Raw genomic sequence first — 20,129 nt, 5'->3', positions numbered from 1 at the left:
TAGCAAATATAGATAAATAGAGAGATTTATTTAAATTATTTGGCGAAAATTTCGATGTTGTGTGGCCGTGAAATAATCTCTGAAAATTTGATTAATTTCTTCATTTATTTTAGAGGCTTTTATACCCAAATGAGGATAAATATCTATTATATGTTTTGTAATTACAGAAACTATTTCAGTGCCAAAAGAATGAATTTCAGTTTCTAAAAGTTCACTAATCGTTGAGTTTTCTTTTAATAGAACTTCTACTTTTTTTGCGTAATCAATATATTCTAAAGTAGATTTTTTTAGAAAATTTTCAAAAGAAGATTGTAATTCAGTAGTAATTTCAAGACTTTTTTCTAAAAAATGTTCTGCTATACCAAGATAATTTGCTAATAAAGTTAAGTCAGCAAATATTCTGAACGGAATTTTTTCAACTAAGTCATCAGAATAAAAATGATTGTAAATAAAGCTATAATCTTGATGAACGATTTGTTTTTTAACTTCGAAACTGTGAGAGGATGTTGCAACCATTCCCATCGATTTCCATGTAGAAATTAATTGAACTTGAGATTTATCTAAGATGAATGATAAAAATAATGGTTGGTTATTTTCGTCTAAAATTTCTTTTCCATACTCTATAATTTTAGCATTTAGAGTAAAATGTGTCAAATAAGGAGCACCAGTTGCGTAATCCCATAAACCGTTGATGATATAATTTTCTCCAGTTTTTTCTGCTGTTCCACCAAGCATTCCGCTTCCACCAAAACACGTTTTTTGTGAAGAAAATAATTTGAAAGCAGTTTCAGGTTTTAAATTCCTAGAAAAATAATTTGCACCACTACACAAAGTTACAAACCAACCTAAACTTCCATCAATTTTGGATACAGATTGAAGAATTTTTAAACCTTCTGATAGAGATAAACCAAGTCCATTATATTGTTTAGGAACCCAGATGTTTAACCATTTTTCATGATGTATTAGATCTAAAATAGATTGACTAAATGAATCAACATTTAGCAATTGTTGACGGATAGAGTTGATATTAAGCATTTTTTTCTACAATGATTTTTTTCCAATTTAAGAATCCAGAGATAGCCACGCAGAATAAAACCAATGATAAGATAGCGTAGAGATATAAATCTTTGTGAATCATTAGTGGAATAGAAATAATATTGCTAATGTTAAGCAGAATCCAGTTTTCGAGTTTTCTTTTTGCCATTAACCACATTCCAGCCCAAGCAAAAGAACTTACTAAAGAATCCCAAATTGGGACATCAGAATCGGTAAAATGTGTCAGTACTAAATAGAAAATTCCAAAGCTTCCTAAAACAATTCCTGAAACTATTTTCCATTCTTTTACATTGGTTTTTGTAATTTCAATTTCGTGTGTTTGTTTTCCATATTTCCAATATAGCCATCCATAAATACTCATTATTAAATAATAAATATTAAGAGAAAATTCTGCATATAGCTTAGAATTAAACATGACGAAAAGAGATAGTGTAATACCTGCAATTCCAAATAAATAGTTTTTTGGATTGTTGTATCGTGCTAATACAACTTGAAAAATAGAAAATGTAACACCCAGCCATTCAAGCCAAGTTGTTTGTAAAATAATTTCCTTCATCATAATTTGTTTTCTTGATGAGGAGATAGAAGTTATTGCTAACATCAATCCCTCGCCAGCATTACCTGGATCCGGTGTAGAACATTATGTTCTTGGGTATATTCTCAGCCAATTTTTAGCACCCCATTGAAACGCAAAGATGGAAATATCTAGAGAAATTTCCTAAATAAAGAGTAAAAAAATATTAAGTTATTCTTTTAACAATTCTGGTCGTTTGGATTTTGGAAGTGTTAGGATCACTAAATTATAAGAATCTTTAATCCATTCTTTGATTTGAGAATCTTTTAAATCTTGATTTATTTTAACGGTATTCCAATGTTTTTTATTCATATGATAACCAGGAAGTACAGCTTCGTAAGTAGCGCGCAATTCAATTGCTTTTTCTGGATCACATTTGATGTTAACGGATTCGAATTCTTCTATATCAGCCAAACAAAACATTTTTCCAGCTATATAAAATACCAAAGTAGTCTGATCAAAAGGAAATTTTTCTTCAACTAAAGGAAGACTTAAACAAAAATCTGTTAATTCTTCGATATGCATAATTAACTTTTTGTGAAGGTACAAATAAAACGAAAACGACCTTATCATAAGGTCGTTTTCTATTAAATATGAAATGTAAAAGCAATTAATTTACATCCCACCAAACACGCGTGTTGATGTTATCTGGTCCCATTTGTTGAATAGCTTGTTGATAGCCTTCTGGATTATAATTTCTTACACTTGTTGGATAAAGCATACGTCTAGGCATTTTTTTATCATTCAACATAGTCGAAGTAGTAGGTAAAGTTGGAAAACCAGTTCGTTTATATTCAAACCATTGTTGATAATCTGTAAAGAATAACGCAAAATATTTTTGATCGATAATACGTTCTAATGTATTGTTGTATTTTATTTTTTCATGCTCCATAAATTCAGCAGAAGGCTCGATATTCGTCCATAATTGTACAGCAGCTTTTACCGCTTTGTCATAATGAGTTTTTGCATCTCCACCTAAACCTTTTTGAGCAATTTCAGCTTTTATAAATTCAACTTCTGCGTAAGTCATTAATGGAATTTTCATCGGAGCAACCACAATCGCATTGTTAGGAGAAGAAGGATTGAATTTAAAATCAGAGCTATTTCCTTCATAAGCTGCTGGAATACCTTTATAATTTAGAGAAGAACCATCAAGATTAGATGCTTTATTTACTAGAATTGGTAAACGAGGATCGTTTGTTTCGTTCATTTTATCAATGAAGAATGTTGTGAATGTTCTACTATCTCTATAATCTTGCTCTCTTGGCCAAGGCGATAAACTTGGGGCTAAACCAGAAATTTGTAGAATTGCAGATTCTGATTCACTTTCGAAAATTGGATAAGTTGTAGGATTATCAATGATTTTTTTAATTTCAGTTAAAGCAGTTGCATCACGATTAGAGATTCTTAATAATAATCTCATTTTTAGAGAATTTGTAAATTTTTTCCAACGTGTAATATTGATATTTTTTTCGCTGCTCGGAAATAAAATATCGGTTCCGTATTTCAATCCTAAATTCGTTACATACAATTGATTTGCTTTTTCTAAATCATTTATTAATTGCTTGTAAATATCTTCTTGCTTATCAAATGTTGGTTTTGTAATTCCCTCTTCAGCTTTTGCAGCTTCTGTAAAAGGAACATCACCAAACATATCTGTTAAATTTGAAATAACCAATGAACGAAGTGTTAATGCAATTGCTTGATAATTGACATCTCCAGCTTTTTGCGAAACTTTTAGCATTTCCTCCAAATTCACAAGATTTGTGTAGGCATTATTCCATGTAGAATTTCCTGTTCCAGTTGTAACATCATAACGATGAAGCCCCATTGCATTGCTTGGATAAGGAATATGAACTTGCATCAATTGCGCTGTAATATCATAGTTTTTTAAAACATTATTTTCAGCTAAATCATAAAGAACAGGATTTAAAACAGAACCCGAATTGATTTCTGTAATTAAGTTAGGATCCTCATTTGCTTTCTCAAAATCGTTTGTGCAAGAAAAAACAGTTGATAGTATAGTGAAGGCAAAAAATAGTTGAATTGAAATCTTTTTCATTTTAATAAATTGAATGTTGTAAATTATAATGAAGCTTTTAAGGTTACTCCATACGTTGCAGTAGATGGCATTTGTCCCATTTCTACACCAGGCACGTAAGTACTTCCGTTTAAAGAAGCTGTTTCTGGATCGTATAATGGAAAATCGCTGATAGTGAATAAATCGCGTCCGTATACAGTTAACGATAATGCTTCTAAAGCTGTTTTTGATAACAATCTTTTTGGAAAATCAAATGTTAAACTGACGTCTCTCAATTTTAGATACGAAGCATCAAATGAGTTAGATTCTACATTTGCACGACGATTGTATTCAGCATAATAAGTTGCCACATCAGCTTTTGTTGTGTTTGGAGAATACGTTCCATCTGAATTGAGTATAACACCGTTTCCTATTATAAATCCATCTTCGCGTCCAGGTAAAGAATCTGCTAATTTTCCTTGCTCCATCATTTTATGGTAAGTTTGTGAATAGACGATTCCACCATATTGTCCGTCTAAAGTAAAACTGAATCGGAATGTTTTGTATTTGATTTCGTTTGTAAATCCTGCTCGCCATTTAGGCGTTGCATCACCAACATATTCTATTAATCCATTTTTGATCGGAACACCAGTTTTTGCATCATAAATAATTTGTCCAGATTCGTTTCTTACAAATTTTTCACCATACAAAGCTGTAGAAGAGCCGCCAACTTTTGCAATTTGATAAACCGTTCCAGATTGTCCTAAAATCATTTGATCACCTTCTATTCCTTCAACCAAAGATTTTACCTTGTTTTCGTTTTTTGTCCAAGTTCCAGACATTTTCCAACTGAAATCATTGGTTTTTATAGGTGTATAAGAAGCTGATAATTCGATTCCTCTATTTTCTATTTCACCTCCATTTACAACTCTTCTTGAATATCCAGTTGTGATATCATTCGGTAATTCGAAAATTTGATTTTTTGTACTTTGTTGATAAACAGTGAAATCTAAACTTAATCTTTTCTTGAATAATAATGCTTCGAAACCAGTTTCCCATGACGTTGTAGATTCAGGTTTGATATCAGGATTGAATAATCTTCCAGGTACTACTGCAGAGGCTGTAAAATCGCTTTGGTCATAGTATCTGTTTGTCCAACCTGTTGTTCCTCCGTTACCAACTTTTGCAAAAGATAATCGGTATTTTAAGTAATTGACAGGTCCTTTTATTTTGAATAAATCTGACAGAATAAAACTAGAAGAAACAGAAGGATAAAAGAATGAACTATATTTTACTGCAACAGAAGAATTCCAGTCGTTCCGACCTGTAAAATCAACGAAAATCATATCTTTCCAACCGAAAGAAGCCATTCCGTATAATGAATTTTCTTTTAAATTAGAATCATACGTTCTTGCAAAAGGAGAAGTTAATCCATTCGAAAGTTTATAAACTCCAGGCGAAGCTAAACCATTTACCCAGGCCGTTAAATTTCTGTATTCATAATTTTTTCTATTACCTCCAACATTTGCATTGAAACCAAAATCGCCCCATTTATCTGTATAAGTCAATAAGAAATCGATATTTGTTTCAGTTTTAGATATATCTTGTCTTTTGTAATATCCATTCGGTGTACGATTCATATCAAATGGACGTTTTTGTTCGCGCAATTGAGTATATGTATTAATTGCAGGACGTAACATTAAGCTTAATTTATTGCTTAATTTAAAATCGGCTCTAATATTCCCAACAAGCTGATTGCTACTCATCGGATTTACCGCTTCATAAGCAATTGCATAAGGATTGTCCATATAAGAACTATAAGGACGAATCATTTTTATACCATCATAATTTTTTTGCCAAATAGGTTTATACCAAGCTAAATCAACGTTTGGATTCTGAAAAATCAAAAAATATGCAATAGATCCATTGTTGTAACCTGTTCCTGGTAAATTATCACTTGTTTTTCGAGTATAATTTAAGGCAGTCGAAACTTTGATACGATCACTCACTTGATAATTACCATTTATTGCAGCAGTATAGTTTTCGTAGCCAGTATTTGGCATAATCCAGCTATTTTTTTGATGACCAAGAGAAGCTCTAATACTTCCTTTGTCATCACCGCCAGAAAGCGTTACCGAATTACTAAAAGTAAAACCAGTTTGCCAAAAATCTTTTCTATTATCTTTATAGGCACGCCATAACGTTCTTTCAGCTCCTTGTTTTTCTAAAGTTGGATCATATTGAAAAAAGTATTGTCCGTCAAATTTTGGTCCGAAAGCAGAAGATGTACTTCCTGTATTTGGTCCATCAACAGAGGTTTGATATGAATAATATGGATTTCCGTTTTTGTCAAAACTTTTTCCTGTTCCTTGACCATATTCGTATTGGAAATCTGGCCAATTATTTACGACATCAACTGCAACAGTAGATTTGTATTCTAGTCCAAGTTTTTTACCTTTTTTACCTGATTTTGTAGTGATGATTAAAGCTCCATTTGCCGCTTTATTTCCATATAATGCCGCCGCTGCAGGACCTTTTAAAACAGTTACACTTTCGATATCAGATTGATTGATATCTGATATTCCATTACCAAAATCAATAGGAGAATCATCGCCCATATAGGCTGTGTTGTTTCCAGAAGAAGTCATTTCTGTACTCATTGGAACACCATCAATGACAATTAACGCATAGTTTTTTGATTGGTCGATTGAATTTGCTCCGCGTAAAATAATCTGTTGCGAATTGATTGGCCCATTTCCTCCTGAAATAATATTAAGACCAGAAACTTTTCCTTTCAATCCCGAAGACCAGTTGTTTGCTTCTGCAGTTGCAAGTTCTTCCGATCCTATATTTTGTTGCGCAAAACCAAGTTTTTTCTGTTCACGTTTTATTCCTAAAGCAGTTACAATTACTTCATTTAGTTGATTAGATTCTTCTTGTAATGTTACTTTTACTTGCGAAATATCTTTCGGAGTGTATTCTAATAATTTGTGGTTAGATGAATTAATTATCAAAGTAGGATGACTAATAGATATTGAAACAAATTCGAAAAATCCATCTGCATCTGTAAATGTTTTATAATTAGTTCCTTTTATAATAACTTCAACATCTGCAATACCAAATCCATTTTGATCAACGATTTGTCCCTTTATAGGATTTTGCTTTGTGGATATGGAATAGTTGTTAGCTGAGTTAAGATAAGTTTTAGCATTGGCGTGTAAACTTAAAAATCCACTAAGTAGGAGAAGTGGTAATTTTAATTGCTTCATGACTGTGAAAATAAAATGTTTATGTGTTAAAAATTTTAACAAAACTAAACGTTCTATTTCTGAAGTTGTTTAACTAAGGATTAAGAGATTTTTAAGTAAACATTACTAATATAAAGGTTTTGAAAATGTTTTTACATTTAAGTAAAGGTTTATTGATTTTTATTTAACATAAATAAATTATTTAATTATTTATTTAAAAAAGCCACTTCTTTTGAAGTGGCTTTTTGAGGTGTTTAAAAAGCTATTATTTGATCACTTCAAAAGAAGATTTTTCGGTAAATATATTTCCATATAAATCTGTCGCACGAACTTCGATTTGATAGATACCTGTTTTTAATTTATTTGGTAAGCGAACAGACCAAATATGTTTTGAAATTTCTGGTGCAGAAGGTCTGTTTCCAATATTTGTAATTTCTGCATTATCAATTTTCATGATAGTTTCCATATAATTGTAATCAACTGTTGGATCCCAATTCATCTCTTTCCACTCACCGTTATTTACGCGATATTCAACTTTATTAGATTCGTGTCCCATAAAGAAATTCGCGTATAAAAACGCTCTGTTTCGTTTTCCTTCTTTTACTTTTTTGGTGTGATACAAATCAATTTGACGTTCTATTTTATTATTCGCTACTTTATAATCAAATTTGTATTGATTACCGTCTACATGTAAAAAAGCATATCCTTTAGGTGTTCCATCGCGCATTGTAGAAGCTGGAACTCCTTTTGCATCTTTCGGTCCTGAATACCAATCACCAGAAGTTGTTCCAACATTATATTCGTGATGAGGTTTTTGTTGTTGCCAACCATCATTATTTGCATAAAAAATCTGCTCTTGAAAATGTGTATGAGCTGACATAGAAACTGTATTTGGATAATCTTTTAATAATTCAAATAATTGATTTCTATCTTCCGGACGTGTATCACGTAGCGGAATATGAAATGCTAAAACAATTAAATGATCTTTTGGAATATATTTTAAATCATTTTTAATGAATTCTAATTGATCAGGACGAAAACCTCCCCAGTATCCTTTTCCATCGCGAGGATCAGGATATAAAATATCATCTAAAACAATAAAATGTGCTTTACCGATATTATATGAATAATTATTTGGACCGAAATTTTTCTCAAAAGTTTCATCCGAATATTGATCTTCTTTTGCATCATAATTCATATCGTGATTTCCCATTACATTGTACCAAGGCAAACCAACTTTAGCGACAGTTTTGATATAGGAAGGGTGTAAATTAAGATCATCACCAACTAAATCACCTAAAGAAAGTCCAAATTCCATTCCTTTGATTCCTTTTATATCATCAATAATTCCTTTCGAAAAGTATTCGATTTCTTCTTCTGTATAAGCTTGCGGATCACCGAAAATTAAAGCCGAAAATTTTTCGTTTTCCTTTGTAGGAATTAAAGGAAAATCAATACTCTTTGGAGTGTTTCTAGTCGGAGCAGAACCTGCATATTCTAATTTTGGAGAACCATTAGGTTTGTTGATGTAGTAGAATTGTGGCTGATTGAATTCGTTTGTTGGAACTTTGTAATTTGTTGGTTTAATGATAAATAAAATAGTTTCGTTCTCAATTTCTATTTGATATTCTCCTTTCTCATTTGTTGAAACAACTTGTTTTCCGTTGCTCACTTGTATATTAGAAAGTCTTTTTTCGGATTTATCAAATTTATTATTAAGGTTTTTGTCTTCAAAAACAATACCTTTTGCAATTTGTTGAGCGTTTAAAGAAGTGTAAAAACTTCCAAATAATATCAGCGATAATACGATTTTTTTCATTGTGTGAATCTCTTGTTTTGTAGATGCTAAAATTCTACATTTTAAGATGGTTTGCGATTAACACAACAATAAGTAAAGATTAAATTTAAGTAAAATTCTATAGTCTTTTTTTTAATTGAATAATTGTATGGTCATTTTTATCCATTTTAGTGATGGTCTTAATTCCATATTATTATCCTAACTTTGCAACCGATTGCATTATGTTATGGAAGAGAAATTAAGCATGAGTTCACGACAAATTTTCATGCAAATTATAGGTTATGTAAGTTTTTCATTTATTGGATATTTACTGATTGGTTTACCATTAGCTATTTTACCAATTTTTATTACAAAAACATTAGGTTTTACTGAAATTGTTGCTGGTATTGTAATTAGTTTGCAATATGTTACAACGTTTATTTTAAGAAGTTACGCTGGGAAAATTGTTGATACAAAAGGTCCTAAACCTGCTGTGTCTCTAAGTATGACTTTATTTATTGTTTCTGGGATTTTATTGTATTTATGTTATTTTTTTAGAAGCAATCATTTCTTATCATTAGGTATTCTTATTATAGCTCGTTTGGTAACAGGTGCTGCAGAAGGTATGGTAGGAGGTAGTCCTATTAATTGGGCAATTTTAAAAATAGGACAAGAACATACAGCAAAAGCAATTTCTTATAATGGTGTAGCAAGTTATGGAGCTTTGGCAATTGGAGCGCCATTGGGAGTGATTTTTAGTGATTATTTTGGGCTTGGATTTATAGGATTGTTTAGTGTTTTTTGTGCAATTATTGGTTATTTTTTAGCAAGAAAAAAAGAAAATATTTTAACTGCAGTTTCAAAAGTACCTCAGTCTTTTATAAGCGTTCTTAAATCAGTAGCTCCTTTCGGAATTTGTTTAACACTGGCTGGTCTTGGCTTTGGAGGGATTTCAAATTTTATAACGCTTTATTATGATTTTTATAGTTGGACAAATGCAGCTTTGTGTTTAAGTGTATTTAGTTTACTATTTATCGTCGGAAGGCTATTTTTCAATAGTTCTATTAATACTTTAGGCGGACTGAAAGTGGGAATAATTTGTATGATCGTTGAAACAATAGGACTTTTGATTTTATTTAGTGCGCCAAATGCATTTATAGCATTAATTGGTGCCGGAATAACAGGGATTGGATTTTCGTTAGTTTTTCCTGCGATGGGAGTTGAAGCTGTAGCATTGGTTTCTGATAATAGTAAAGGAGCAGCTTTAGCAGCTTATGGTCTTTTTATTGATATTTCATTAGGAATTACTGGACCATTACTTGGAGGTGTAATCAGCTTGTTTGGAATGTCAAATTTATTTGGATTTTGTAGTTTATTTGTAGTTTTTGGATTGATTTATAGTCTATATCTTAAGAAAAAACAAAAATCGTTCAGAATTAATAATTCCGAACGATAATATGAAAACATCTAATTTTAGATTCTTTTACAAAATATATTTTACCCATTTTAACATAGGATTTTAAAATTTGTTCAAGCTCTTTTTCAAGTTTAGAATTAGAGCTTATTTTATGATTAAATCTTACGTAAGAAATGTCAAAGGCTGCACCAAAATTATGAGAACTATCGTTAGAGGAGGCATTTTTATTAATTCCTCTCAAACGATTTTGATCATGTAATGTTCTTGTCATTGAAGTAACTACAAAAAAGTTTTGTCCCGTTGATTTTACAAAATCTCTTGCAATACTATTTAAAATATCTCGACCTTTAGGAACAAGATAGGAATGACTATGTGTTAAATCGCCAACACGCCAACCGTAACCACGTTGTTTTATTTTAACTAATTTACCTTGGTTGATGTATTTGTTCAACTTTTTATCACCATCAATAAGTTCCAGTTTATGAGCTTTTGCTGCATTTAGATGTTGAACATATTCTTCTGAAGGTTCTATTATTACTCGTTTTTGAGCATAACCAACAAAAGAACAGCCAATAAAAAAAATTATTAAAAATTGTTTCATGATTCAATCCTCTTTTACAAAAATAGGAAAGAAGTTTTATAAATTACATGGTTGTTGATTTAAATTGATCTGGATTGCGCACAGTCACATGAAAGCAATGTTGTCTATATTCTTTTATATAGTAAATTTTACCATCATCTTGCAATTGTTTTAGAATAGCTTCTAAATTATCACGATGTGTTTTATTATAGGTATATTTATTATTAAATTTTGTGTAAGATAAGTCAAACGAAGCACCATAATTATGAGAGCTTTCTCCTTTTGCAGCATTACTATTTACTCTTCTAAGACTTGCTTGACTTTCTTCTGATCTCGTTAACGAAGTAACAGTAATTGTCGCATTATTTTCTTCTAAAAATTTTGCTGCAATTTTTTCTAACACAGTTTTGGCTCTGTTATTTAAAAATGCCTTACTATGCGTTAATTTTTCAATATTGTAGCCGTTTCCTTCCTCAGGAATAGCAACTAGTTTCTTCATAATGACCAAACCATCAATATCATCAAAGCTTTTTACAATGGGAATGTTAAAAGATTCAGCAGCCATTAAATGATCATCATACGTAACTTTTTTAGTAGAGATAGAAGTAGATGAAGAAGCAGAGTTTTCTGCTAAAATGTAACTTTCTTGACTTTGTGCTGAAAGAAATATTCCGCTAAAAAGACAAGAAAGGGCAATTAATTTTTTCATGTTATAAATTATTACGCGACAAAATTAGAAGTTACAATTTAATAAAGACTTGTTAAAAATTATAATGTTTAGGTAAATTTTATTTAAAATTTTCTTAAAAACATTTATAAATCAATAGGACAGTAGGATTGTTGAGTCACTTTTTTTTACTTAAAATTGATGTAAAATTAAAGCGAAAAAATAATTTTGATAAAACATTGACATTTAGTAGATTTGGTTTAATTTTTGATAAAGAGACAGAAAACCAACAAATTAATATGAAAAAAAACATACTTTCTACATTATTCTTGACTTTTATAACTTTTACTAATGCTCAAGTTGGAATTGGGACAAGCCAACCCAAAGCAACATTACATGTATCAGAGAATGATTCAAATCCTTTAAAAGGTGTGATAATTCCAAGTATAACATATATTCAAGCAAATACAATGGCTACAACATCGGAGCAAAATACAATGATCGTATACATTAAGGATGTTTTGCCCAATCCTAATAACTTGAAAATGAAAAATGTTTATTATCCAGGTTTTTATTATTGGAATGAAGGGAGTTGGGAGTCATTGAATTCACCTATTTTTCAAACAAATACTAATCCTCTTTCTTCAAATGATGAATATACAACAGGTTTAAGATTTATAAAACATATTAAATCACCTTTAGTTTCTAAATATTATGCACCATTAGGATCAGCTGCAGTTGATTTTAGTTACGCATACACAGGTACAAATGGAATTTATGGTGCTTCAGGAAATTTTAGTTTTGCAAGCGGCATAATGAATAGATCTGTAGGAGCAAGATCTTCTGTATTTGGTGGTTTTAATATTGCTTCAGGGAATAACTCAATGTCTTGGAATGGTTCAAGTGGAAGTATGAGTGGAAATAATGCATCTGGAAATGGTTCTACTGCTTGGGGGTTACAGACAAACTCGATAGGTAATTTATCTACTGCTTTCGGTTATCATACACAAGCAAACGCCCCATTAGAAGTTGTATTTGGTTCATACAATACTAATTATACTGCTGTAGATAATTTAACGGATAATAATAACAATAGTTTAAGTATAAATATTACGACAGATAGATTACTTACAGTTGGAAATGGATATAATACTTCGTTAACTTCTGATGCATTAACTTTGCTTAGAAATGGTAAATTAGGCGTAGGAATTAATAATTTCGAAACAACTAAAAGTGACGCTAAAGTTCAAATAAATGGAGCTATAAAAGTAGCAGCAGGAAATACTGTTTTAACTTCTAATATTTGTAATACAGATAACCTTGGGAAAATAATTTTTGTAGAAGATAATTTTTATGGATGCAAATCTACTGGATGGGTATTATTAAATAATTAATTAAAATCTTTCATTAATAAATAAATCTTAAAACAAAATATATACGTTTTTTATCCTACTAAATTCCCTATTTTTGTACTAATTATTCATTTTTTATTTTTAGACCTATTTATCAAATGGCAAAAGTTAAAGTTGGAATGGTACAAATGACTTGTACTAATAACAAACAAGAGAATTTAAACAAAGCAATAGAACAAGTAAAAGTAGCAGCTGCAAAAGGTGCTCAAATTGTATGTTTGCAAGAATTGTTTACATCATTATATTTCTGTGATGTCGAAGATTATGATAATTTTGATTTAGCAGAAGCTATTCCTGGTCCATCTACAGATGCGTTATCAGTTGTTGCAAAAGAATTGGGAGTGGTAATTATTGCTTCTTTATTCGAAAAACGTGCACAAGGTTTATACCACAATACAACAGCAATTTTAGATGCTGATGGTCAATATTTAGGAAAATACCGCAAAATGCATATTCCTGATGATCCAGCATTTTATGAGAAATTTTATTTTACACCAGGTGATTTAGGATACAAAGTTTTTGATACTAAATTTGGTAAAATTGGAGTTTTAATTTGCTGGGATCAATGGTATCCAGAAGCCTCTCGTATTACAGCTCTTATGGGAGCTGATATCTTATTTTATCCAACTGCTATTGGTTGGGCAACTGATCAAGATGAAGAAACAAATACAGATCAATACAACGCTTGGCAAACTATTCAACGTTCTCATGCTGTAGCAAACGGAGTTCCTGTGGTTTCTGTTAATCGTGTTGGCTTTGAACAAGATGGAGCAATGAAATTCTGGGGAGGATCTTTTGCAACGAATGCACAAGGAAAGTTATTGTATTTGGCTTCTCATGAAAATGAAGAAACAGAAGTGATTGAATTAGATTTGAACGAATCTGATTTCTTTCGCAAACATTGGCCTTTCTTAAGAGATCGTCGTATTGATTCTTATCAGCCCATCACAAAACGTTTTATTGACGAAGATTAAGTTAAATCAATGAAAAAAATATTTTCACTTGTCGCTTTGATAGGTACGTTTGTATTTGGTCAAATAAAACCAATTCAAATCGATTCAGTTAACACGAATCTTTATGTTTATCAAACGTTTAATTCTTTTAATGGAGTTGAATATAATGCGAATAGCATGTATTTGGTGACAGAAAAGGGAATCGTTTTGTTTGATGTGCCTTGGCAAAAGTCGCAATACCAAACTTTGAACGATTTACTTTTGGAAAAATATAATTTACCTATAATTGCTGTTTTTGCAACACATTCTCATGATGATAGAGCAGGAGATTTAAGCTTTTATAATGAATTAAATATTCCAACTTATGCTTCTGCTTTAACGAATAAAAAATTAAAAAAAGAAGGAAAGGCGACTTCTAAATTTGAAATAGAATCAGGAAAAACATACAAATTTGGTAAAGAAAAGTTTGTTGTCGAATATTTTGGACCAGGACATACAGAAGATAATCTTGTTGTTTGGTTTCCTAAGTACAAAGTTCTGAATGGAGGTTGTTTAATAAAAGGTGTAGATGCAGTTAATTTAGGTTATACTGGTGAAGCAAATGTTACTGAATGGCCTAAAACTGTACAAAAATTAGTGACGAAACATCCAAAAATTAAACAAGTAATTCCAGGGCATGATAATTGGAAAGCCAATGGTCATATTGAAAATACGTTTAAACTTTTAGAAAATAAATAAATTGAACACAATAGATACATCAAAATTTCCTAAGAATTTAGGTTATCGTTTTCCTGCTGAATGGGAAGAACATGAAGCTACTTGGCTTTCTTGGCCTCATAAAGAAGAATCTTGGCCAGACCGCATTCAGTTAATTTATCCAGCTTATGCCGAGTTTGTAGCCGAATTAACGAAAGGTGAAAAAGTTCGTATTAATGTTAAGGATGAAGAAATGAAAGCTTTCGCTTTATCTCATATCGAAAAAACTGATGCAGATTTAACACAAGTTGAATTCTATTTTAATGAAACAAATGATGCATGGTGTCGTGATCATGGTCCTGCATTTTTGTTGAATAAAAACAATTCTGAAAATCCAAAAATTATTGTTGACTGGGGATTTAATGCCTGGGGAGGAAAATATCCACCTTTCGAAAATGATGATGTTGTACCTACAAAAATTGGTGTTGAATTTAATCTTCCAGTTTTTTATCCAGGAATTATTATGGAAGGAGGCTCGGTAGAATTTAATGGGAAAGATACCTTATTGACTTCTAAATCTTGTTTATTAAACGAAAATCGTAATCCAGAATATTCGCAAGAACAAATTGAAGAGTTTTTGAGAAATTATTATGGTGTTTCGCAAATTCTTTGGGTAGAAGATGGTATTGTAGGAGATGATACAGATGGACATATCGATGATACAATTCGTTTTGTAAATGAAGACACAGTCTTAACGGTTGTTGAAACAGATGAATCGGATGATAACTACGAATTGTTGCAAGTGAATCTTCGCCAATTGCAAGAAATGAAATTACAAGATGGACGTCCATTAAACATTATCGAATTGCCAATGCCGGATGCGGTTTATTGTGAAGGCGAACGCTTACCTGCTTCTTATGCTAATTTTTATATTGCCAATCAATCAGTAATCGTCCCAACTTATCGTTGTGCAAAAGATTCAATAGCGTTAGATATTATTCAGAAATGTTTTCCAGATCGTAAAGTTATAGGAATCGATTCTACGGATATTATTTGGGGATTAGGATCTTTTCATTGTTTAAGTCAACAAGAACCAAAGATATAGTTCCGTAAAATATAAACAACAAAAAAGCTGAGTGGTTAACTCAGCTTTTTTAATTTGGTTTAGGTAGTAAACATTTGGTTTAGGTTTGTTCTTGATAAATTGGTTAGATTTATCAAATTTCATTTTTAGTTTGGTTATTGGTTAGTAATGTAAAGCGTATCAAACTGTAATTGTTTGTTGAGACAAATTTCTAAATAATTTTCTATTTAGAAAAATTTTAGGTATCATCAATATGTCTACAACTTGAAAAAAAATAAATTAATACATCAAATAAGTAAATAAAATGTATTGATTTAAAACATTTTTAAATTATTGATTATAAAATTGTTATTCTTTTGAATTTAGGAATAAAAAATCTTGTATACATAATTTATACAATTTCTTTAAAAGGAATTTCAAGTTGAGAGCCGATTTTTTTTTGATTATTCTCAAGATTCGAAATAGAAACACCTAAAAGTCTTACAGGTTTTTCTGAAGAGTAACCTTCGTTTAATAAGTCGTAACAAATATGATCAAACAACTCTCTATTTTTAATTGGAAATGAAGCTGATTTACTTTTCGTTGAAACAGTAAAATCATTGTATTTTATTTTTACAGTGATTGTTCTTCCGTAAATAGTTGTTTTAACCGACCAATTCCATACATCTTCTATTAATGGAAATAAGGCAATTTGAATCTCCTCTAATGTTTCTAAATCTTTACTAAAAGTAGTTTCAGAACCCGAAGATTTTCTCAAACGAGTAGGATTAACTTCTCTAAAATCTAAGCCTCTTACAATGTTGTAATAATATTGACCAGATTTCCCAAATTCTCGCATAAGTTTTTCTAATTCAAGATTTCTTAAATCTTTTCCAGTATGAATTCCCATCATTTGCATACGCTCTGCAGTTACTTTGCCAATTCCATGAAACTTTTTTATTGGCAGTTTATCAATAAAGTTTTCAGCCATTTTAGGTGTAACAACATATAGACCATCTGGCTTATTGTAATCAGAAGCAATTTTTGCTAAAAATTTGTTGAACGAAACGCCTGCAGAAGCCGTTAAGTTTGTACGTTCTTTTATTTTTTGTTTTATTTCGTTGGCGATATCTGTCGCTATTTCAATGTTTTTATGATTGTTTGTTACATCCAAAAAAGCTTCGTCCAAAGATAAAGGTTCAACTAAATCTGTATATTCAAGAAATATTTCACGAATTTGATTAGAAACTTCTTTGTAAACTTCAAATCGAGGTCTTACAAATATTAATTGAGGACATTTTCGTTTTGCGACAACCGAAGACATTGCAGATCCAATACCATATTTTCTTGCTTCGTAGCTTGCAGTAGCAATTACGCCACGTTCTTCATTTCCACCAACAGCAATGCATTTCCCTCTTAATTCTGGGAAATCTCGCTGTTCTACAGAAGCAAAAAAAGCGTCCATATCGATGTGAATAATCTTGCGTTGCATTCTACAAAATTACTCGCTTTATTTTAAATGATAGGTTTGAATAAAGTTTTTTAAGTTTTTCTTATCAGCAACAATAGTCAAATAATCGCCCAATTCGATGGGTATATTTCGATCTGGATTATGAATCATTTTTCCATCACGCTCTATCGAAACAACAATTCCTTTCGCAGTATCTTTTACCCAGCCAATTGACTTATGTTCTAACACGCAAAAATCATTTGGAATAACGACTTTATCCAATGTGAAATTATCTGTGTTTTGTAAATCATTATTTTCAGGAGGTGTATCACCAATAATTTGCAGATATTTCTCAAAACGTTGAATGTGTTCATCCGTACCGATAATTCCAATTTTATCAAATGGATATAAAACGGATTCTGAATTTGGTGTTTGAATAATTCTATCACCTCTTTTAATATAGGCGATGTTTATTTGAAATTTCGTTCGCCAATCTAAATCTCCTAATCTGACGCCAATAAAATTCGCATTTTGTGGAACAATCATATCCGAAATATGTGTATTATCCCATGTATATTGAAATTTTTCTTTCTTCTTTTTTTCTTCAATTCTTTTTCTAAGAATTTCTCGTTCATTCAAATTATAGATAAATTTTGTCTGAATATAAGTGTAAAATTGATTGAAATATTTAGATAAAAAATACATCATTATCAATAAACTAATCGCTAAAATTATAGAAGCAATTGTACTTGAAAAAAATTGATTATATATAAAAATGACAGTAATGATAACTAATACTAGTCGAATGGAAATAATTGCAATAATAGGAGCGCGGTTATAATTAGATTCATCCCAAAATTCACGTATGATTTCTCTTTTTGGGCGATTTCCAATTATTGCCCAAATGAATGGAATGCATAATATAAATGTTAAAATTAGGCTAACTAAACTTGCACCAAAATAAGTAAACCAATCTGTTATCAATAATAAAATATAACTTTTTACAACTAAGGTAATTGCGATAATAATAATTCCATTAATAAAAATAGTTGTAACAGTTTGTTTGATAATTTTATTCCATTTATTTTCATTTTGAATATGTTGTGTATCAGCTGAATATTTTTCTATGCCATCTATGAATTTTTGAGGTATTATTTTTTCTAAAATTCTATAAACTTTATCCGAAGACTTTATTAAATATGGTGTAGTAAACGTTGTAATTGCAGAAACACCAACGGCAACAGGGAAAAGGAAGTCGCTTGTAACTCCAAGTGAAAGGCCTAAACCAGCAACAATAAATGCAAACTCACCAATTTGTGCCATACTCATTCCTACTTGAATAGATTGTTTTAATGGTTGACCTGAAATTATTGCCCCTAATGAAGTAAAGATTAGTTTTCCGAAAATAGTTAAAAGAGTCACAATTAAAATAGCCCATTTATGTTGATACATAGAAACTGGATCTATCATCATTCCAATTGAAATAAAGAAAATTGTTGCGAATAGATTTTTTACAGATTGAAAGTTGTGCTCAATTTTTTCTGCATATACAGTTTCTGCTAAGATAGAACCCATTACAAATGCACCTAATTCGATGGAAAACCCTACACTATCTGCGATGTAAACCATTCCAAGACATAATCCAATCGAAATAATTAATAATGTTTCATCATCTAAATAACTTTTTATTGTGCGTAAAAAAGTGGGAATAATAAAAATACCTCCAATAAACCAAGCAGCAAGAAAGAAGCCTAATTTGACAAATGAATTAATCATCTCAGTTCCGTTGAAATGCTGACTAACTGCCATTGTAGAAAGCATTACCATTAATAGAATGACTACTATATCTTCTACAATTAAAATTCCGAATACGACGTTTGCGAATTTTTTTCGTTTCAATCCTAATTCATCAAATGCTCTAATAATAATCGTTGTAGAAGAACTAGCTAATAAACCGCCGAGGAAAATACTGTCCATAGTTGACCAATTCATCAATCGTCCAACAAAATAACCAACAGTTACGATACATATAATTTCTACAATTGCAGTGATAGAAGCAGATCCACCAACATTTAGTAATTTTTTGAAACTAAATTCTAGTCCAAGACTAAAAAGTAAAAATATTACGCCAATTTTTGCCCAAATTTCAACATTATGTTCTTCCGCAACAGAAGGAATGTATTCGAAATGTGGTCCTACTAAAAAACCAGCAATAATATATCCTAAAACAAGTGGTTGGTTGATACGTTTGAAAATAAGCGTCGTCACAGCGCCTACACAAAGAATTAATCCTAAATCGGTAATGAGTTTTGGTAGGTGTTCTCCCATAAATTACGTTTAATCTCTACTAATTTAATGCTTTTTGGTGGATAATACTTTGTCGAATGATTGATTAAGTTTATGTTAGTATCAATTTTGTTTTAGAATAAAAAAACTCACTAATTCTGATGAATTAATGAGTTTGTATTTTCTTATTGAAACGATATTTTACAAAATGATTTTTGCTAAATAAGAATCTCCTTCGGTTTTTATTTTTGTACATTTTAGTTGATGATATTCGCACGCATTTTTTAACGTATCAAAATCCAAATACAACCATTGAATTGGTTCTTCTTGCTCGCCTTTGTAATGAACAGTAAAATCTAATTCTCCATAATAGTTTCCGTTGCTTGGAATCCATTTTCCACCATCTTCGTCTTCATCAAACATATAAATGATGTCTGTTCCATCAATTAAAACTTGACCGTTTTCTGATAATAATTTCTTAACCTTATCTAAGAAAACATTAATTAATACAAGGTTTTGAAAAATTCCAGTTCCATTCATTAAAAAAAGAATTGTATCAAATTTTTCAGTTTCATTTAATTCCAGAAAATTTTGAACTTTAGCATGTTTTACACCTCTTAAAAGACAAGCTTCAACTGCTTTTGGAGAAATATCAATTGCTAAAACGTCAATGTTTTTTTCTTGTAAATAAAGAGAATGCGAACCCGCACCACAACCAACATCTAGTGTTTTTCCTTTTGTTAAGTCTAATGCTTTTTGCTCTAAAGTGGGCATATCATCATAATCCCTAAAAAGGTAATCGATTGGCATCACATCCAACTCCGAAATAGATGTCTCTGTATATAAATCTTCGGGCGAATTATTGGTTTGATAATCTAAAATAGCCTGTCCGAAAAGATCTTTCATGTCGTATATATTTTTATTTTCTGT

Annotated in this window: 16 protein-coding genes; 5 read left to right on the top strand and 11 right to left on the bottom strand. The window is 30.7% G+C overall.

Annotation, left to right across the window (positions count from 1 at the left end; genetic code table 11):
* Nucleotides 1-30: 30 nt before the first annotated feature.
* The 6 genes from AC2I98_RS05185 to AC2I98_RS05160 all read right to left on the bottom strand — a co-directional run bounded on the left by AC2I98_RS05185 (nucleotide 31) and on the right by AC2I98_RS05160 (nucleotide 8,717).
* The gene (locus tag AC2I98_RS05185) at nucleotides 31-1,035 is read right to left on the bottom strand and encodes an acyl-CoA dehydrogenase family protein (protein ID WP_486413564.1); all 1,005 of its coding nucleotides are present in this window, start codon (nucleotides 1,033-1,035) and stop codon (nucleotides 31-33) included.
* Nucleotides 1,028-1,615 (bottom strand): nicotinamide riboside transporter PnuC, encoded by a 588-nt coding sequence (pnuC, locus tag AC2I98_RS05180; protein WP_486413563.1) that lies wholly within the window; start codon nucleotides 1,613-1,615, stop codon nucleotides 1,028-1,030. The genes AC2I98_RS05185 and pnuC overlap by 8 nt, the downstream gene beginning before the upstream one ends.
* Before the next feature lie 186 nt (nucleotides 1,616-1,801).
* Nucleotides 1,802-2,155, bottom strand: a complete 354-nt coding sequence (locus tag AC2I98_RS05175) for an MmcQ/YjbR family DNA-binding protein (protein WP_486413562.1) — start codon at nucleotides 2,153-2,155, stop codon at nucleotides 1,802-1,804.
* Between the two features lie 85 nt (nucleotides 2,156-2,240).
* Nucleotides 2,241-3,692, bottom strand: coding sequence for a SusD/RagB family nutrient-binding outer membrane lipoprotein (locus AC2I98_RS05170; RefSeq protein ID WP_486413561.1), 1,452 nt, complete (start codon nucleotides 3,690-3,692; stop codon nucleotides 2,241-2,243).
* 23 nt (nucleotides 3,693-3,715) lie between these two features.
* Nucleotides 3,716-6,919, bottom strand: a complete 3,204-nt coding sequence (locus AC2I98_RS05165) for a SusC/RagA family TonB-linked outer membrane protein (protein WP_486413560.1) — start codon at nucleotides 6,917-6,919, stop codon at nucleotides 3,716-3,718.
* Between the two features lie 244 nt (nucleotides 6,920-7,163).
* Nucleotides 7,164-8,717 carry a calcineurin-like phosphoesterase C-terminal domain-containing protein gene (locus AC2I98_RS05160; RefSeq protein ID WP_486413559.1) on the bottom strand — a complete coding sequence of 518 codons (1,554 nt, stop codon included), beginning with the start codon at nucleotides 8,715-8,717 and terminating at the stop codon, nucleotides 7,164-7,166.
* A gap of 223 nt (nucleotides 8,718-8,940) precedes the next feature.
* Here AC2I98_RS05160 and AC2I98_RS05155 point away from each other — a divergent pair, with 223 nt between their 5' ends.
* Complete coding sequence (locus tag AC2I98_RS05155; RefSeq protein ID WP_486413558.1) at nucleotides 8,941-10,131, top strand: MFS transporter; 1,191 nt, start codon at nucleotides 8,941-8,943, stop codon at nucleotides 10,129-10,131.
* Here the strand turns inward: AC2I98_RS05155 and AC2I98_RS05150 are convergent.
* Both AC2I98_RS05150 and AC2I98_RS05145 read right to left on the bottom strand, forming a co-directional pair.
* On the bottom strand, nucleotides 10,112-10,693 hold the full coding sequence (locus AC2I98_RS05150) for a DUF5715 family protein (RefSeq protein ID WP_486413557.1): 582 nt from the start codon (nucleotides 10,691-10,693) through the stop codon (nucleotides 10,112-10,114). The two genes, AC2I98_RS05155 and AC2I98_RS05150, sit on opposite strands and share 20 nt — an antisense overlap.
* Nucleotides 10,694-10,736: 43 nt before the next feature.
* Nucleotides 10,737-11,381, bottom strand: coding sequence for a DUF5715 family protein (locus tag AC2I98_RS05145; protein ID WP_486413556.1), 645 nt, complete (start codon nucleotides 11,379-11,381; stop codon nucleotides 10,737-10,739).
* Between the two features lie 257 nt (nucleotides 11,382-11,638).
* Here AC2I98_RS05145 and AC2I98_RS05140 point away from each other — a divergent pair, with 257 nt between their 5' ends.
* The 4 genes from AC2I98_RS05140 to AC2I98_RS05125 all read left to right on the top strand — a co-directional run bounded on the left by AC2I98_RS05140 (nucleotide 11,639) and on the right by AC2I98_RS05125 (nucleotide 15,505).
* On the top strand, nucleotides 11,639-12,733 hold the full coding sequence (locus AC2I98_RS05140; protein ID WP_486413555.1) for a hypothetical protein: 1,095 nt from the start codon (nucleotides 11,639-11,641) through the stop codon (nucleotides 12,731-12,733).
* Between the two features lie 116 nt (nucleotides 12,734-12,849).
* Nucleotides 12,850-13,725 carry a carbon-nitrogen hydrolase gene (locus AC2I98_RS05135; RefSeq protein WP_486413554.1) on the top strand — a complete coding sequence of 292 codons (876 nt, stop codon included), beginning with the start codon at nucleotides 12,850-12,852 and terminating at the stop codon, nucleotides 13,723-13,725.
* Nucleotides 13,726-13,734: 9 nt separating this feature from the next.
* Nucleotides 13,735-14,442 carry an EBR family subclass B1 metallo-beta-lactamase gene (blaEBR, locus tag AC2I98_RS05130; protein ID WP_486413553.1) on the top strand — a complete coding sequence of 236 codons (708 nt, stop codon included), beginning with the start codon at nucleotides 13,735-13,737 and terminating at the stop codon, nucleotides 14,440-14,442.
* A gap of 1 nt (nucleotide 14,443) precedes the next feature.
* Nucleotides 14,444-15,505 (top strand): agmatine deiminase family protein, encoded by a 1,062-nt coding sequence (locus AC2I98_RS05125; protein ID WP_486413552.1) that lies wholly within the window; start codon nucleotides 14,444-14,446, stop codon nucleotides 15,503-15,505.
* A 370-nt stretch (nucleotides 15,506-15,875) separates the two neighbouring features.
* Here AC2I98_RS05125 and dinB read toward each other — a convergent pair whose 3' ends face one another.
* The 3 genes from dinB to AC2I98_RS05110 all read right to left on the bottom strand — a co-directional run bounded on the left by dinB (nucleotide 15,876) and on the right by AC2I98_RS05110 (nucleotide 20,105).
* Nucleotides 15,876-16,955: a DNA polymerase IV gene (dinB, locus tag AC2I98_RS05120; protein WP_486413551.1), complete on the bottom strand. Its 1,080-nt coding sequence runs from the start codon at nucleotides 16,953-16,955 to the stop codon at nucleotides 15,876-15,878.
* Between the two features lie 18 nt (nucleotides 16,956-16,973).
* Nucleotides 16,974-19,241 carry a cation:proton antiporter domain-containing protein gene (locus AC2I98_RS05115; RefSeq protein ID WP_486413550.1) on the bottom strand — a complete coding sequence of 756 codons (2,268 nt, stop codon included), beginning with the start codon at nucleotides 19,239-19,241 and terminating at the stop codon, nucleotides 16,974-16,976.
* Nucleotides 19,242-19,400: 159 nt separating this feature from the next.
* Nucleotides 19,401-20,105 (bottom strand): class I SAM-dependent methyltransferase, encoded by a 705-nt coding sequence (locus AC2I98_RS05110; protein ID WP_486413549.1) that lies wholly within the window; start codon nucleotides 20,103-20,105, stop codon nucleotides 19,401-19,403.
* Nucleotides 20,106-20,129: the final 24 nt, after the last annotated feature.

The organism is Empedobacter sp. EJD.6dd (assembly GCF_057369435.1).
Note: the sequence above shows the minus strand (reverse complement) of the source record. Positions and strands in the feature narration are given on the sequence as shown.